The organism is Blastococcus saxobsidens, assembly GCF_002938435.1.
Lineage (GTDB): Bacteria > Actinomycetota > Actinomycetes > Mycobacteriales > Geodermatophilaceae > Blastococcus > Blastococcus saxobsidens.
Genome location: NZ_POQT01000030.1, coordinates 1 through 13,052, shown reverse-complemented (window position 1 = coordinate 13,052; position 13,052 = coordinate 1). Strand labels below are relative to the sequence as shown.

Annotated in this window: 10 protein-coding genes and 1 pseudogene; 2 read left to right on the top strand and 9 right to left on the bottom strand. The window is 75.6% G+C overall.

The window, feature by feature from the left end:
* Positions 1-4: 4 nt before the first annotated feature.
* On the bottom strand, positions 5-1,120 hold the full coding sequence (gene ald / locus C5507_RS16435; RefSeq protein WP_104529596.1) for an alanine dehydrogenase: 1,116 nt from the start codon (positions 1,118-1,120) through the stop codon (positions 5-7).
* A 231-nt stretch (positions 1,121-1,351) separates the two neighbouring features.
* Here ald and C5507_RS16430 point away from each other — a divergent pair, with 231 nt between their 5' ends.
* On the top strand, positions 1,352-1,978 hold the full coding sequence (locus C5507_RS16430) for a hypothetical protein (RefSeq protein WP_104529595.1): 627 nt from the start codon (positions 1,352-1,354) through the stop codon (positions 1,976-1,978).
* 111 nt (positions 1,979-2,089) lie between these two features.
* Here C5507_RS16430 and C5507_RS16425 read toward each other — a convergent pair whose 3' ends face one another.
* The 8 genes from C5507_RS16425 to steA form a co-directional block, all read right to left on the bottom strand.
* Positions 2,090-2,689 carry an NUDIX domain-containing protein gene (locus C5507_RS16425; protein ID WP_104529594.1) on the bottom strand — a complete coding sequence of 200 codons (600 nt, stop codon included), beginning with the start codon at positions 2,687-2,689 and terminating at the stop codon, positions 2,090-2,092.
* Entirely contained in the window at positions 2,689-4,425 is a 1,737-nt protein-coding gene (pyrG, locus tag C5507_RS16420) for a CTP synthase (RefSeq protein WP_242611015.1), read from the bottom strand. The genes C5507_RS16425 and pyrG overlap by 1 nt, the downstream gene beginning before the upstream one ends.
* Complete coding sequence (locus C5507_RS16415; RefSeq protein ID WP_104529593.1) at positions 4,400-6,772, bottom strand: alkaline phosphatase family protein; 2,373 nt, start codon at positions 6,770-6,772, stop codon at positions 4,400-4,402. Before C5507_RS16415 ends, pyrG begins: the two co-directional genes overlap by 26 nt.
* Complete coding sequence (locus C5507_RS16410) at positions 6,769-7,914, bottom strand: glycosyltransferase family 4 protein (RefSeq protein ID WP_104529592.1); 1,146 nt, start codon at positions 7,912-7,914, stop codon at positions 6,769-6,771. The genes C5507_RS16415 and C5507_RS16410 overlap by 4 nt, the downstream gene beginning before the upstream one ends.
* Positions 7,907-9,535, bottom strand: coding sequence for a murein biosynthesis integral membrane protein MurJ (gene murJ / locus C5507_RS16405; RefSeq protein WP_104529591.1), 1,629 nt, complete (start codon positions 9,533-9,535; stop codon positions 7,907-7,909). Before murJ ends, C5507_RS16410 begins: the two co-directional genes overlap by 8 nt.
* A gap of 97 nt (positions 9,536-9,632) precedes the next feature.
* The gene (locus tag C5507_RS16400) at positions 9,633-10,490 is read right to left on the bottom strand and encodes a hypothetical protein (RefSeq protein WP_104529590.1); all 858 of its coding nucleotides are present in this window, start codon (positions 10,488-10,490) and stop codon (positions 9,633-9,635) included.
* Complete coding sequence (locus tag C5507_RS16395; protein WP_104529589.1) at positions 10,487-11,431, bottom strand: copper transporter; 945 nt, start codon at positions 11,429-11,431, stop codon at positions 10,487-10,489. The genes C5507_RS16400 and C5507_RS16395 overlap by 4 nt, the downstream gene beginning before the upstream one ends.
* Positions 11,428-12,615, bottom strand: a complete 1,188-nt coding sequence (gene steA, locus C5507_RS16390; protein WP_104529588.1) for a putative cytokinetic ring protein SteA — start codon at positions 12,613-12,615, stop codon at positions 11,428-11,430. Before steA ends, C5507_RS16395 begins: the two co-directional genes overlap by 4 nt.
* A gap of 166 nt (positions 12,616-12,781) precedes the next feature.
* Between steA and C5507_RS16385 the strand changes: the two are divergent.
* Positions 12,782-13,052, top strand: a pseudogene (locus C5507_RS16385) (hypothetical protein); the annotation flags it as partial.

Genomic DNA, 13,052 nt, shown 5'->3' with positions numbered 1-13,052 from the left:
ATCGTCAGGTCAGCACCTCCTCCAGCGGAACGGCCTCCATGCCGTGGGCCTCGGCGACCTCCGGGAGGACGACGTGCCCGTCGACGACGTTGACGCCGTGGGCCAGGGCCCGATTGTGGCCGACGGCCGCCACGGTGCCGTGCCCGGCCAGGGCCATCACGTACGGGAGCGTCACGTTGGTGAGCGCATGGGTGGAGGTGTTCGGGACGGCGCCGGGCATGTTGGCCACGCAGTAGAACACCGACTCGTGCACGCGGAAGGTGGGCTCGTCGTGCGTGGTCGGCCGGGTGTCCTCGAAGCAACCGCCCTGGTCCACGGCGATGTCGACCAGCACCGAGCCCGGCTTCATACGGGCGACCAGCTCGTTGCTGACCAGCGTGGGCGCCTTGGCGCCGGGAACCAGGACCGCGCCGATGACCAGGTCTGCGTCCAGGACCGCGCGCTCGACCTCGTAGGCGTTGGAGGCCACGGTCTGCAGGTGGCCCTGGTAGATCCGGTCGGCGGACCGCAGCTTGTCGATGTCCCGGTCGAGGACGACGACCTCGGCCTGCATGCCCAGCGCGATGGCCGCGGCGTTCATGCCGGACACACCGGCGCCGATGACCACCACCTTGGCCGCGTAGACCCCGGAGACCCCGCCGAGCAGGACCCCTCGGCCGCCGTGCGCGCGCTCGAGGCAGTGCGCCCCGACCTGCGGTGCCATGCGACCGGCGACCTCCGACATCGGGGCGAGCAGCGGCAGGGCGCCGTCGGCGGTCTGGACCGTCTCGTAGGCGATGGCGGTCGTCCCGGAGGCGACCAGGGCGTCGGTGCACTCCCGGGACGCGGCGAGGTGGAGATAGGTGAAGAGGGTCTGGCCGGCACGCAGCCGGCCGTACTCCTCGGCGACGGGCTCCTTGACCTTGAGCAGCAGGTCGGCGTCGGCCCAGACGTCGTCGGCGGAGGCGAGGATGCGCGCGCCGGCGGCCACGAAGTCCTCGTCGGGGATCGAGGACCCCTCCCCCGCCCCCTGCTCGACGAGCACCTGGTGCCCGGCCCTCGTCAGCTCGGTCACCCCGGCCGGCGTGAGCGCCACCCGGTACTCCCGGTTCTTGACCTCTCGGGGAACCCCGACCCGCATCGACTGCCTCCTGGTCCGGCATCCGGCGCGTCGAGGGTGACGACGGCCTTCCCACCGCATCGTGGACGCACCCGGTCCGGGCACGCCTCGGCCGGAGTGTGGCATGCGACACGCTGAGGCCCGCGCACGTGCGGGTCGACGGCCCCCGGCGGGTGCCCGGACTGCCGGACCGGTCGCGCTGGCCGACGATGACGGGGGCCCGCCCCGTCCCGTTCCCCGGAGGACCCCTGGATGCGCTTCTACGCCGAGCACCCCGCGCTGCGCGGCCGCCAGGTGGCGGCCGATGCCGGCGTGCTGCTCTGGACCGTGCTGTGGGTCCTGGTCGCCCGCATCGTGCACGGTGCCGTGCTCGTCCTCGCCGAGCCGGGGCGGGCGGTGGAGGACCTGGGGCGGTCGGTGCAGGGCTCGATGGGGTCCGCCGCGTCGGCGGCCGAGGACGTACCGGTCGTGGGCGACGACCTCGCCGCCCCGTTCGAGGCGCTGGCCGGCGCCGGCGGCTCGGTCACCGGCGCCGGGCGGTCGGCGCAGGAGGCGGTGGACACCCTGGCCCTCGTGCTGGCGGTCGTCCTGGTGCTGCTGCCCGTGGGCTGGCTGCTCTCCCGCTGGCTGCCCTGGCGGCTGCGCTACGCGCTGGAGGCCGGGGCGGTGCGGCAGCTGCTGGCCGCCCGCGCCGACCTCGACGTCCTCGCGGCGCGCGCGCTGGCCACCGCTCCGCTGCCGCGGCTGGCCACCCTCCCGGACGGCACCGGCGCAGCCTGGCGGCGCGGCGACCCGTCCGCGGTGCGCGCCCTGGCCGCGCTCGAGCTCGCCCGCCTGGGGCTGCGGCTGCCGCCCCAGGACCCGGAGGGCCCGCGCTGAGGCGGGTCCACCCGCGTCACCGGACGTGCAGCCGCGCCAGGGCACGGCTGCACGTCAGCCCGTGCGGCCGAACCTGCCCGGGCGCTCGCCCGCACGGGGCAGGGAGGGCGATCAGGAGGCGTCGACCGGGCGCAGCCGCGGCCGGGTGGCCCGGGCCTGCGCGGCGGCCAGCAGACCGACGACGGCGGCGGCGTTGCGGATGTCGCCGTCGAAGACCCGCTGGACGGCGTCGGCCAGCGGAACCCGCTCGACGGTGAGGTCGAGCTCCTCGTGCTGCACGGTGAAGCCGTGGGGCCGGGCCACCGGGGACAGGTCCTCGGCGAGGTAGACCAGCACCATCTCGTCGCAGAAGCCCGGGCTGCTGTAGTGCGTGGTCAGCAGCGACCAGCGGCCGGCGGCGAGCTCGACCTCCTCGGCCAGCTCGCGCTTCGCCGTCTCCAGCGGGGGCTCGCCGTCGGAGTCGCGCAGGCCGGCCGGCAACTCCCACAGGTAGGCGCCCAGCGGGTGCCGGTACTGGCGCAGGAGGACCACGCGGTCCTCGTCGTCGACGGCCACGACCGCGACCGCGCCGGGGTGGCGGACGAGGTCACGGACGCTGTCCCCTCCCCCGGGCATCGCCACGGTGTCCCGCTGCAGCGAGATGATCGGCCCCTCGAAGACCGTCTCGCTGGCCAGCACGCGGTACTCGTGCGCGGGTGCCTGCTGCGGCATCAGATGCCGACCTTCTCCGGCTCGTCGATCGGCACGGGCAGCCGCGCCGCCTCCTGGTAGTCCACCGCCGCCTGCACGAACCCGGCGAACAGCGGGTGCGGCCGGGTCGGCCGGCTCTTCAGCTCCGGGTGCGCCTGGGTGCCGACGAAGAAGGGGTGCACGTCCTTCGACAGCTCGGCGAACTCGACCAGCGTGCCGTCCGGCGAGGTGCCCGAGAACACCAGCCCTGCCTCGCCGAGCCGGTCCCGGTAGGCATTGGCCACCTCGTAGCGGTGCCGGTGCCGCTCGGTGATCTCGGTTGCGCCGTAGACGCCGGCGACGACGGAGCCCTTCTGCAGGTGCGCCGGGTAGCTGCCCAGGCGCATCGTGCCGCCCATGTCGCCACGGCCGGCCACGACGTCGAGCTGCGTGGCCATGGTGGAGATGACCGGGTCGGCGGTGTCGGGGTCGAACTCCGTGGAGTTGGCGCCCGCGATGCCGGCCAGGTTGCGGGCTGTCTCGATGACCATGCACTGCAGGCCGAGGCACAGGCCCAGGGTGGGGATGCCGTTGGTGCGGGTGTACCGGATCGCGCCGAGCTTCCCCTCGATGCCGCGGACGCCGAAGCCGCCGGGGATGCACACGCCGTCGACCCCGGCCAGCGCCTTCTCGGCGCCCTCGGGGGTCTCGCAGTCGTCGGAGGGGACCCAGCGGATCTGCACGCGGCTGCGGTGGGCGAAGCCGCCGGCGCGCAGGGCCTCGGTGACCGACAGGTAGGCGTCGGGTAGGTCGATGTACTTGCCGACCAGGGCGATCGTGACCGTCTGCTTCGGGGAGTGCACCCGGTCGAGCAGGTCACCCCAGACGGTCCAGTCGACGTCGCGGAAGGGCAGGCCGAGGCGGCGGACGACGTAGGCGTCCAGGCCCTCCCGGTGCAGCACCTTGGGGATGTCGTAGATCGAGGGGGCGTCGGCGCAGGAGATGACGCCTTCCTCGTCCACGTCGCACATCAGGCTGATCTTGCGCTTCAGGGCTTCCGGGATCTCCCGGTCCGACCGGCACACCAGGGCGTCGGGCTGGATGCCGATGTTGCGCAGCGCAGCCACCGAGTGCTGGGTCGGCTTGGTCTTCAGCTCACCGGAGGGCGCGATGTAGGGCACCAGCGAGATGTGCAGGAAGAAGCAGTTGTCCCGGCCGATCTCGTGCCGCACCTGCCGGGCGGCCTCCAGGAAGGGCAGCGACTCGATGTCGCCGACGGTGCCGCCGATCTCGGTGATCACGACGTCGACCCGCTCCGCGCTGTCGGCGCCGGCCATGATGCGGCACTTGATCTCGTTGGTGATGTGCGGGATGACCTGCACCGTGTCGCCGAGGTACTCGCCGCGCCGCTCCTTGGCGATCACGTCGGAGTACACCTGGCCGGTGGTGACGTTGGCCCGGCCCGAGAGGTCGATGTCGAGGAAGCGCTCGTAGTGCCCGACGTCGAGGTCGGTCTCCGCGCCGTCCTCGGTCACGAAGACCTCGCCGTGCTGGAACGGGTTCATCGTTCCCGGGTCGACGTTCAGGTAGGGGTCCAGCTTCTGCATGGTGACCCGCAGCCCTCGGCTGGCGAGCAGCGCACCCAGCGAACTGGCGGTCAAACCCTTGCCGAGAGAGGAGACAACCCCGCCGGTGACGAAGACGAACTTCGTCGGTTGGCTGTTGTGCAGGAGGCTGTAGTTCCCGGCGTGCTCACGTGTTCCAGACGGTCGACCCACGGGAGACGACCGTAACACGGCCGGGGGCGTCCGCCAGGCCGGAGTGGGCAGCACCACCCCGGGTCTCCCCCCGACCGGTCGGGTCCGCCTCGGGAGCGGCCACCAGCCACACCAGCAGCGGCACGAGCACGGCCGCCGCGGTGGCCGGCAGCGCGACGCCGGAGTCGTTGACCGCCGCTCCGATGGTCAGGCTGAGCAGCGTGGCCAGCAGGGTCGCACGCAGCACGGCGGCGTCTGCGGCCGGCAGCCCCGCCGGGGTCCGGGCCGGCCGCCCGCCGGATGCGGGCGCGCTGCGCAGCCGCCCTCCCGCCCGCAGCAGCCAGAAGGCGGCCACCAATGCGACCGGCAGCAGGAAGGCCAGGGGGCTGTTGAGCAGGATGCCGACGTTGGCCTCCGCCTTGCGGCTGATCACCGTCCACGCCTCACCGGTGAGCACCTGCTCGACGAAGCGGCCCAGGTGGGTCCGCTCCTCCGGTGGTCGCAGCCAGTCCAGGACGGCCACGCCGCCGACGGCCACCACGGCGGCGCCCAGGGTGGCGGCCAGCCGCAGCACCGTCACCCGGACCCCGGTGAGCAGCATGGCGAGCAGCAGGAAGCCGGGCAGCGCCGCCAGGACACCGCCGAAGTCCCGGCCGAGGGACGGCGTGCCGATGACCGCCACGGCCAGCACGCCGGCGAGGACGACCACCGTGCCGGTCACGAGCCGCCGTCGCGCGGCGGGCGCGCGCCGGCCGAGCACGGTGGCCAGGGCGGCGGTGACCGCCAGCGCGGCGACCGCCAGCAGGCCGAAGGAGAGGTTGCCGTAGCCGGTGAACCGGCCCGCGACGATCGCGTCGTAGCCCAGCGGGCCGTTGAGCTCCAGGGAGGAGCCGGTCAGCACGTCGCCGACCAGCGTCCCGAGCGTGACCGCCAGCACCGCCAGCGGGGGTCCGAGGCGCCGTCGGCGCCAGGGCCCCAGCAGGGCGACGGCGACGACGGCCAGGTCGGCGACGACGACCGCCGCGACGAGGGCCTGCAGCGGCGCGGCGGTCCGCTCCCAGGGCCAGATCCCGGCGAGGTAGGTCGCCACCGGCAGCGCGGCGACGGCGAGGCAGGCCAGCCGCAGGGCCGGCCGTGCCCACCGGTACCGCCCCGCCAGGCCCCTGCCCACGACCAGCACCCCCGCGGCGACGACGAGGGCGCCGGCGCCGACGAGCGTCCAGAAGAAGCCCCCGGTGTTGCGGTGGTGGGTGAGGGCCGCGGTGTTCACCTCCTCCAGCCCGGCCACGCTCGCCGCGAGGTCGGGCCGCTCGCCCGTGGCGCGCAGGGGCTGGCCGTTCATCGCGGCCGGCCGCTCGAGGCCGAGCGCCCGCAGCGCGGTGGGGGCCAGGTCGATCAGCTGCACGAACGGCACCCGGCCCGTGCTCGCCGACACCAGCCAGCCGGTGCCGAAGCCCGGCCCCTGCGCCATCCCGACGTGCAGCTGCGCACGACCGTCGTTGACCTCGGAGATGCCGGCGAGCAGCACGAGCGTCTCCCCCGGCAGCGCGTCGACGGCGTCCTGCAGGCGGCCCACGGCCTCGTCGATCCGGCCCAGCGCCGTCGCCCGCGGCAGGGGCTCGGTGCCGTCGTCGGTCTGCTCGGCTCCCGGGCGGCCGGCGTCGGTGAGCTGGTCGAGGGAGACCAGCGAGAGCGGGCAGGCGCTCAGGACGGCCGCGATCTCCGCCGGGTCCGACGGGAGCACCCGCTCCGAGGCGAGCTCGACACCGGGGGCCGCCGCCGCCAGCGCGGCGGCGCGCCCGATGACGGAGGCGCACCCCACCTCGGCACCCAGCGCGCCCGGCTGGGCCCCGAACCGGACCGTGCCCGGGTCCTCGGCGATGCGGGCGACGGTGGCCCGCGGGTCCCCGAGGGCCACCGCCGCCACGCGCTCCTGCAGGCCGCAGTGGGTCAGCGAGGTGTCCAGCACCGGTTCGTCCGGTCCGGGCTGCTCGGCCGGTGGGACCTCCCCCGGCTCCGTCGGCGGGGTCGGCACCGGCACCGGCGGCAGGCCCTGGTCCGTGCCGGGGAACCGCGCCCGGTTGCCGGCGCCCAGGGTGGCCCAGCCGTCGAGCAGGCAGCTGGTGGACCGGGCGGCACGCACCGACACCGAGCCGATGCTGGACTCCCCCGCCATCGCCCACAGCCGCGGTGTGCGCCCCTGGTCGACGTCGGCCCAGGTGAGGCCGGGGATGCCGACGACGACGACCCGGTCGGCCGCGTGGTCCACGCCGCCGTCCCCGACCGCGCCGGCCGGGGCCGCCACCCCGAGGAGCAGGCCGAGCACCAGCAGCAGGAGCGCGGCGGCACGGGGCCCCGGCGCGCTCATCGGCGCGGCCGGGCGGGCGCCTCGAGCAGCTCGCGGTAGAGCTCGGCCAGCTGGGCGGCCGTGGCCTCCTCGTCGGGCCAGGTCGCGGCCTGCCGCAGCCCCGCCTCGGCGAGCTCGGCGGCGTGGGCGCTGTCGCAGAGCACGCGGACGACCGCCTCGGCGAGCGCCACGGCGTCCCCGGCCGGGACGAGCTCGGCGGCGTCGCCGAGCAGTTCGGGCAGCCCGCCGACGCGGGTGGCCACCAGGGGGGTGCCCGCACGCAGAGCCTCCTGGGCGGTGAGCGAGCGCGCCTCCCAGCGCGAGGGCAGCACGCACAGGTCAGCGGCGCCCAGCAGGTCGGCGACGTCGTCACGGCGGCCGAGCAGGGTCACGGGCAGCAGCTCGCGCTGGACCCGGGTGGCCAGCTCGTCGTGCGACGGCCCGTCGCCCGCGACGACGACCAGTGGAGCGGGCCGCACCCGGGGGTCGACCGACCACCGGGCGACGGCCTCCAGCAGGACGTCGTAGCCCTTCTGCGGGTGCAGCCGGCCCACGGCCACGACCAGCGCGCGGTCGTCGACGATGCCGAGCTCCTCGCGCACCTCCGTGCGGGTGCGGGTCGCGGGCGGCAGCGGCGGCGCGGAGACCGGTGCGAGCCGGACGTCCCGGGCACCGAGGCGCCGGGCGTTCTCGGCCAGGTCGGACGACGCCGCGAGGACGACGTCGGCCGCCCGTACGGTGACGCGCTCGAGCTGCTCCAGCACCCGGCGGCGCAGCCCTCCGCCGTCCTGGAGGGCGTTGTGCAGGGTGAGGACCGACCGGACGTCGACGCCGGCCAGGCGCCGGGCGGCGGCGGTCACCAGGCCGGCCCGCAGCCCGTGGGCGTGCACCAGCTCGGTGCCGGCGAGGACGCGGCGGAGGGCACCGGCGGCCCGGGCGTCGGCGGCGGGAGAGAGTCCGGTGGAGATCTCCACCGGGGTGAACCGCGCTCCGCTCGCGGAGAAGGCGAACAGCTCGTCCGTGGCCCGTGGACCGGCGACGGTCACCTCCGCGCCGGCGGCCACCAGCGAGGGCAGGACCGAACGCACGTGGGTGCCCACGCCACCGGTGCTGGTGGCGAGCACCTCGGTGATCCGGCGGTCGAGCAGCGGACGCTCAGCCACCGCGCACCTCCCGCTCCTCCGGCGATCGCAGTTCCCGCAGCGCCTGCGTCAGCGGGACGCGCGCCGTGCCCATCATGACCGCCGCGGCGACGACGAGCACGGTGCCTCCGGCGGCGACCCCGGCGGCCAGCGTGCCGATCAGCGGGCCGTCCGGCACCGGATCGGCGTCCAGGGCCCGGGCCACCCAGAGCCCGGTGGCCGCGCCGAGGCCGGCCGCCAGGAGCGCCGCGGGGCCGGTCCACGCCAGGCCGCGCAGCGCCGCCCCACCGGCCACGCGCGCGACCACGACCAGCAGGCCCAGACCCGCCACGGTGACGCCGAGGGTGTGCCCGAGGGCCAGCGCGAGCGCACGGTCCTCGACGGGGAGCGCACGGGCCAGCACGACGTCCGCGGCGACGGCGAGCAGCCAGCCGCCCAGCACGCACGCGGTCGGCGACCGCCACAGGCCCCGGGCGTACAGCGCGCGGGTCAGCAGGGCCACCAGCCCGTAGCCGACCAGCCCCGGGGCGAAGGCGACGATCGTGTCGCGCAGGGCGGAGACCTGGGCCGCCGCCTCGCCGCCGAGGAACACCCGGGCCAGTGGTCCGGCCGCGGCCGCGACGGCCGCGGCGGCGACGGCCGAGGCGACCACGGTCAGGACGGCGACCGGGGCGAGCGCGCGGCGGAAGCCGATCTCGTCGCCGCTGTCGGCGCGCTCGGCGAGCCCCGGGTACGCCGAGGTGGCCAGCGGCACGGCCAGGGCCGCCCAGGGCAGCAGGAAGACGGTGAGGCCGGCCGCGTAGACGACCTGCGTGCCGTCCGGGGCACCGTCGTTGGCCAGCCGGATGGCGACGGCCGCGACGAGCTGCTGGCCGGCGAGGGTGAGCACCCCGGCCACGGCCAGCCGGCGGACGCGGGGCGCGGCACCGACCGGGAAGCGCAGCGCGGGCCGCAGGCCGAGCCGCAGGCCCCGCATCGGCACGAGCAGGCTCAGGCTGAGCCCCGCCACGCCGAGCGTCGTCCCGACCCCGAGCACCAGCTCGGCGGGCGTGGAGAGGTCCGCCGCGCTGCGGGCGCCGCCCATCCCGGCGAAGACCAGGTAGGCCCCGGCGACGACGAGGCTGGACAGCAGGGGCGCCAGGGCCGGTCCGGCGAAGCGCCGGTGCGCCTGCAGGACACCGGTGAGCACGATGCCGATGCCGTAGAGCACCACCTGCGGGGCGAACACCAGCAGGAAGCGGCTGGCCAGCTGCACCTCGGCCGAGGAGCTCCCACCGCCGAGGAGGAGGCGGGCGATCGGCTCGGCGAAGAACGCGACGAGCACCGCGAGCGGGACGAGCAGCAGGAGGGTCCAGCCCAGCAGTGCCGACGCGGTCCGGCGCACCTGCTCGCGGTCACCGGCGGCGATCCCGCCCGCCAGCATGGGCACCACGAGGCTGGCCAGCGCCCCGCCGGCGACCACCTCGAACACGATGTTCGGGACGTTGTTCGCGGCCAGGTAGGTGTCGCCGGTGCTGTCGGCGCCGACGGTGTTGGTGAAGACCAGGGTCCGGCCGAACCCGGCGAGGCGGGCCACGACCGTGAGCACGGCGATCAGCGCCGCGGCCCCGGCCACCCCGCGAGCCACCTGCCCCGCGCTCACCGGCCCGCCTCCCTGTCCCCCGCGAGCGGGAGGTGCCACCGGCCCGTCGACCGCGTCGGCGGCGCCGCTGCGCCCCCTCGTGAGCTCGCGAGCTCGCTCACGTGGGCAGGCGGCCGAGCCGGTCCAGTTCCCGGAGACCCGGCGTGGCCTCGATGACCCGCGTGAAGCTCACCTTCTCGCTGGCCAGCGTCAGACCGGTGATCGTGGCCAGCGCGCCGATCCGGGCACCCCGCCCCGGCATCGCCGCCAGCCGGAGTCCCAGCAGCGCACCCAGGCCGTTGGCCCCGCAGTCGCCGAGCATGATCCGCTCGCCGAGGTCGGCGGGCAGCACGGCGGCGGTGGCACCGAGCGGCCCGGCGACGAGAGCCCCGGCAGGACCGCCGAGGGCGGCCGCGGCGGCCAGGGCGCCGGCCTTCGCGGCCCGGCCGGGCCGGAGGTCGAGCAGGTTGAGCAGGTTCGCCGTGCCGGCCACCAGCCCGGTGGTGAGCACCCCGTCGACGAGGGCACCGGCCCCGCGGCTGCGGCCGCGGGTGAGCACCGCGGCGACGGCGGCCGCCGTCCCGATCCCGGCCACCTTCACCGTACCCGCCGACACCCGGCCCTCGCGCAGGGCGCGCAGGTGCCCGGCGAGGCCCTTGTCCCGGGCCTGTTCGGGCCGTGCCCCGGCCAGGTCGTCGTAGCCGCCGACCAGTCCGGACACCGTTCCGACGACCGCGGCGGCCGCCCGGGTGCCCGCGGGGGCGCCCAGCACCGCGGTGGCGGTGGCGGACAGGGCCAGGGCGGGGCCCCCGAGCAGGGTGACGGGCCGGTTGGCGTAGTTGGTCCGCCGCCACGGCGCACCGGCCGGACGGCGGTCCAGCGCGGTGACGCCGGCCAGCGCGCCCCGCGCGGCGGCGGCACCGGTCAGGGCGAGCAGCAGACGCGCCCGGCCGGCGTCGGACGTCGAGGGGCTCACGGCGCCGCGGGCACCGGCGGCACCGGCTGGGTGTCCTGCCCGGTGCCGTAGCTGCCCGAGGTGCCCTCCGCCTCGCGGGGCAGCGCCAGCACCGCGCTGATCCGGCCGACGGCGGTGCCGATGTTGTCGACCGTCGAGACGGTCGCGGCGAGTGCGGGGTCGGCCCGGATCGCGCCGACCAGGCCGGCGTCGCCGGCGGAGGCGGCGTTCCCGGCCACCACGGCACCCGAGCCGGTCGTGTCCAGGGCCGTCACCAGCTGGACGAGGGCCGCGTTGCGCCGCTCGGGGTCCTCGCCGTCGATCTCCCCGGAGGTGAGCACGACGGCGAAGTCGGCGGGCGCGACCGCGGCGGTCTCCTGGCTCAGCACGTCCAGCGACACCAGGCCCGCGAGGACCGAGGACGCCGCGGCGGTATCCGGCGCGGCACCGCCGGCCGGGACCATGAGCACCTGGGCCAGCAGGGCGGCCACGAGCGCACCCGCGTCGCCGTCCTCGGGCAGCTGGATGCCGGCGGGCAGGCCGGAGCCGGTCACGTAGCTCTGCAGGCCGGCCTCCGACGAGGGGTCGGTGTACCCGGGCGTGAGCCGGACGACGCCGCTGACCGACCCGCCGGCCTCGGCGACCAGCGCGGTGACCTCCTCGATCGTCTCCGGGCCGACCTCCTCGCCGGTGGCGACGAGCAGCACGGAGCGGCCCTCGAGGCTGTTCCGGACCAGCGCGGGGGCAACCTCGTCCTGGAAGGAGTTGGCCGTGTCCACCTGGGTCTGCAGTGCCTGGGTCTGGTCCTCCAGCGCGCGCTTGTCCTGCTCCAGGTCGGTCACCTGGTTGCGGATGTCGTTGAGGATCGGCTGGTTGAGCTGGGTCGTCCCGATGACGATGCCCAGCGCCACCGCCAGGAAGACGGCGATCAGCGAGACCAGGTGGTAGCGGAAGTCGATCACGAAAGGAGGTTCTCCAGCCAGAACATGAAGCTGTTCCATTGGTCGAGCAGCAGGTCCAGGTAGACGCGCCCGGCGGCGGACACGGCCAGCGCCGATCCGATCGCGAGGAAGGCGGCGAGGACGAGGACCACGAGGGCTGCGGTCGAGATCCGGCTGCGGTACAGCCGGCTGACGCCCTTGGCGTCGACGAGCTTGCCGCCCAGGCGCAGCCGGGTGAGGAAGGTGGAGGCCATGCCGCCCCGGCCCTTGTCGAGGAACTCCACGAGGGTGGCGTGGGTGCCCACGGCGACGATGAGCTTGGCGCCCTTCTCGTCGGCCAGCAGCATCGCGATGTCCTCGCTGGTCGCCGAGGCGGGGAAGGTGATCGCGTCCACGCCGAGGTCCTGCACGCGGGCGAGGCCCGGCGCGCGTCCGTCGGCGTAGGCGTGCACGACGACCTCGGCGCCGCTGGTCAGCGAGTCGTCGCTGACGGAGTCCATGTCGCCGACGATCATGTCCGGCTGGTAGCCGGCCTCGATCAGCGCGTCCGCTCCCCCGTCGACCCCGATGAGGACGGGCCGGTAGTCGCGGATGTAGGGGCGGAGGGCGTGCAGGTCCTCCTTGTAGTCGTAACCGCGGACGACGACGAGCGCATGCCGGCCCTCGATGGAGGTCGTGACGTCGGGGACGCCGACGCCGTCGAGCAGGAGCGCGCGCTCCCGCTTCATGTACTCCATGGTGTTGGCGGCGAACGCCTCGAGCTGCACCGAGAGCCCCGCCTTGGCCTCGGTCATGGCCGCGGCGACCGTGTCCGCGTCGTGGACCGTGCCCTCGGCGACGACGGTGCCGTCCTCGGTGATCAGCTGGGCGCCGTCGAGGCGGACGTGCGCGCCCTCCTTGAGCTTGGCGAAGACGTCCTTGCCCACGTCGTCGAGCAGCGGGATGCCGGCGTTGATGAGGATCTCGGGACCGAGGTTGGGATAGCGGCCGGAGATGCTGGGCGCGGCGTTGACGACCGCGGCGATCCGGCAGCCCACGAGGGCGTCGGCGCTGACCCGGTCGATGTCGACGTGGTCGATGACGGCGATGTCGCCGGGGCGCAGCCGCTTCGTCAGGTTCTTGGTACGGCGGTCGAGCCGGGCGGTGCCCGAGACACCGGACCCCGCATCCTGTGCCCGGCCGCGGCGAACGGTGCCGATGCGCATGGGACTGCATGCTGCCACGCATGGCCCTCCGGTCGATCCTCCGACGCGCCTCCGCGACCTTCCGGTCACGCACCGTGTCCGACACCACTGTGTCGCCGACACGCCCGCGTCGTACGCGCGACCGGTCCAGCGCCACCGTTACCGAGTCGTGACTAACGTTGCCCGCGTGACTGGAGTGGCGGGTGCCCAGACGACCGCGTCGACCCTTCCTCAGGAGGGCGAGGACGCCGCAGAGCCTGTCGGCGCTGCCGTCATCCGGGCGGTTCCGGCCCTGGAGCTGGAGGAACACGGGGAGGCGGAGACCGGCCCGCTGGCACGGCCGGGCACCACTCGCTCCGCCGCTCCCGAGGCATCCGCGGCCCCGGCGGCCGGCGCCCCGCTGCCGCGCGCCGGGGTCGCCGGCGACGTCCCGGCCGAGGCGCTGCCGGGCGGCTCCG

Coding starts and splice junctions, on each gene's coding strand:
- ald (WP_104529596.1), bottom strand. CDS start 1,120: ATGCGGGTCGGGGTTCCCCGAGAGGTCAAGAACCGGGAGTACCGGGTG.
- C5507_RS16430 (WP_104529595.1), top strand. CDS start 1,352: ATGCGCTTCTACGCCGAGCACCCCGCGCTGCGCGGCCGCCAGGTGGCG.
- C5507_RS16425 (WP_104529594.1), bottom strand. CDS start 2,689: ATGCCGCAGCAGGCACCCGCGCACGAGTACCGCGTGCTGGCCAGCGAG.
- C5507_RS16415 (WP_104529593.1), bottom strand. CDS start 6,772: ATGAGCGCGCCGGGGCCCCGTGCCGCCGCGCTCCTGCTGCTGGTGCTC.
- steA (WP_104529588.1), bottom strand. CDS start 12,615: ATGCGCATCGGCACCGTTCGCCGCGGCCGGGCACAGGATGCGGGGTCC.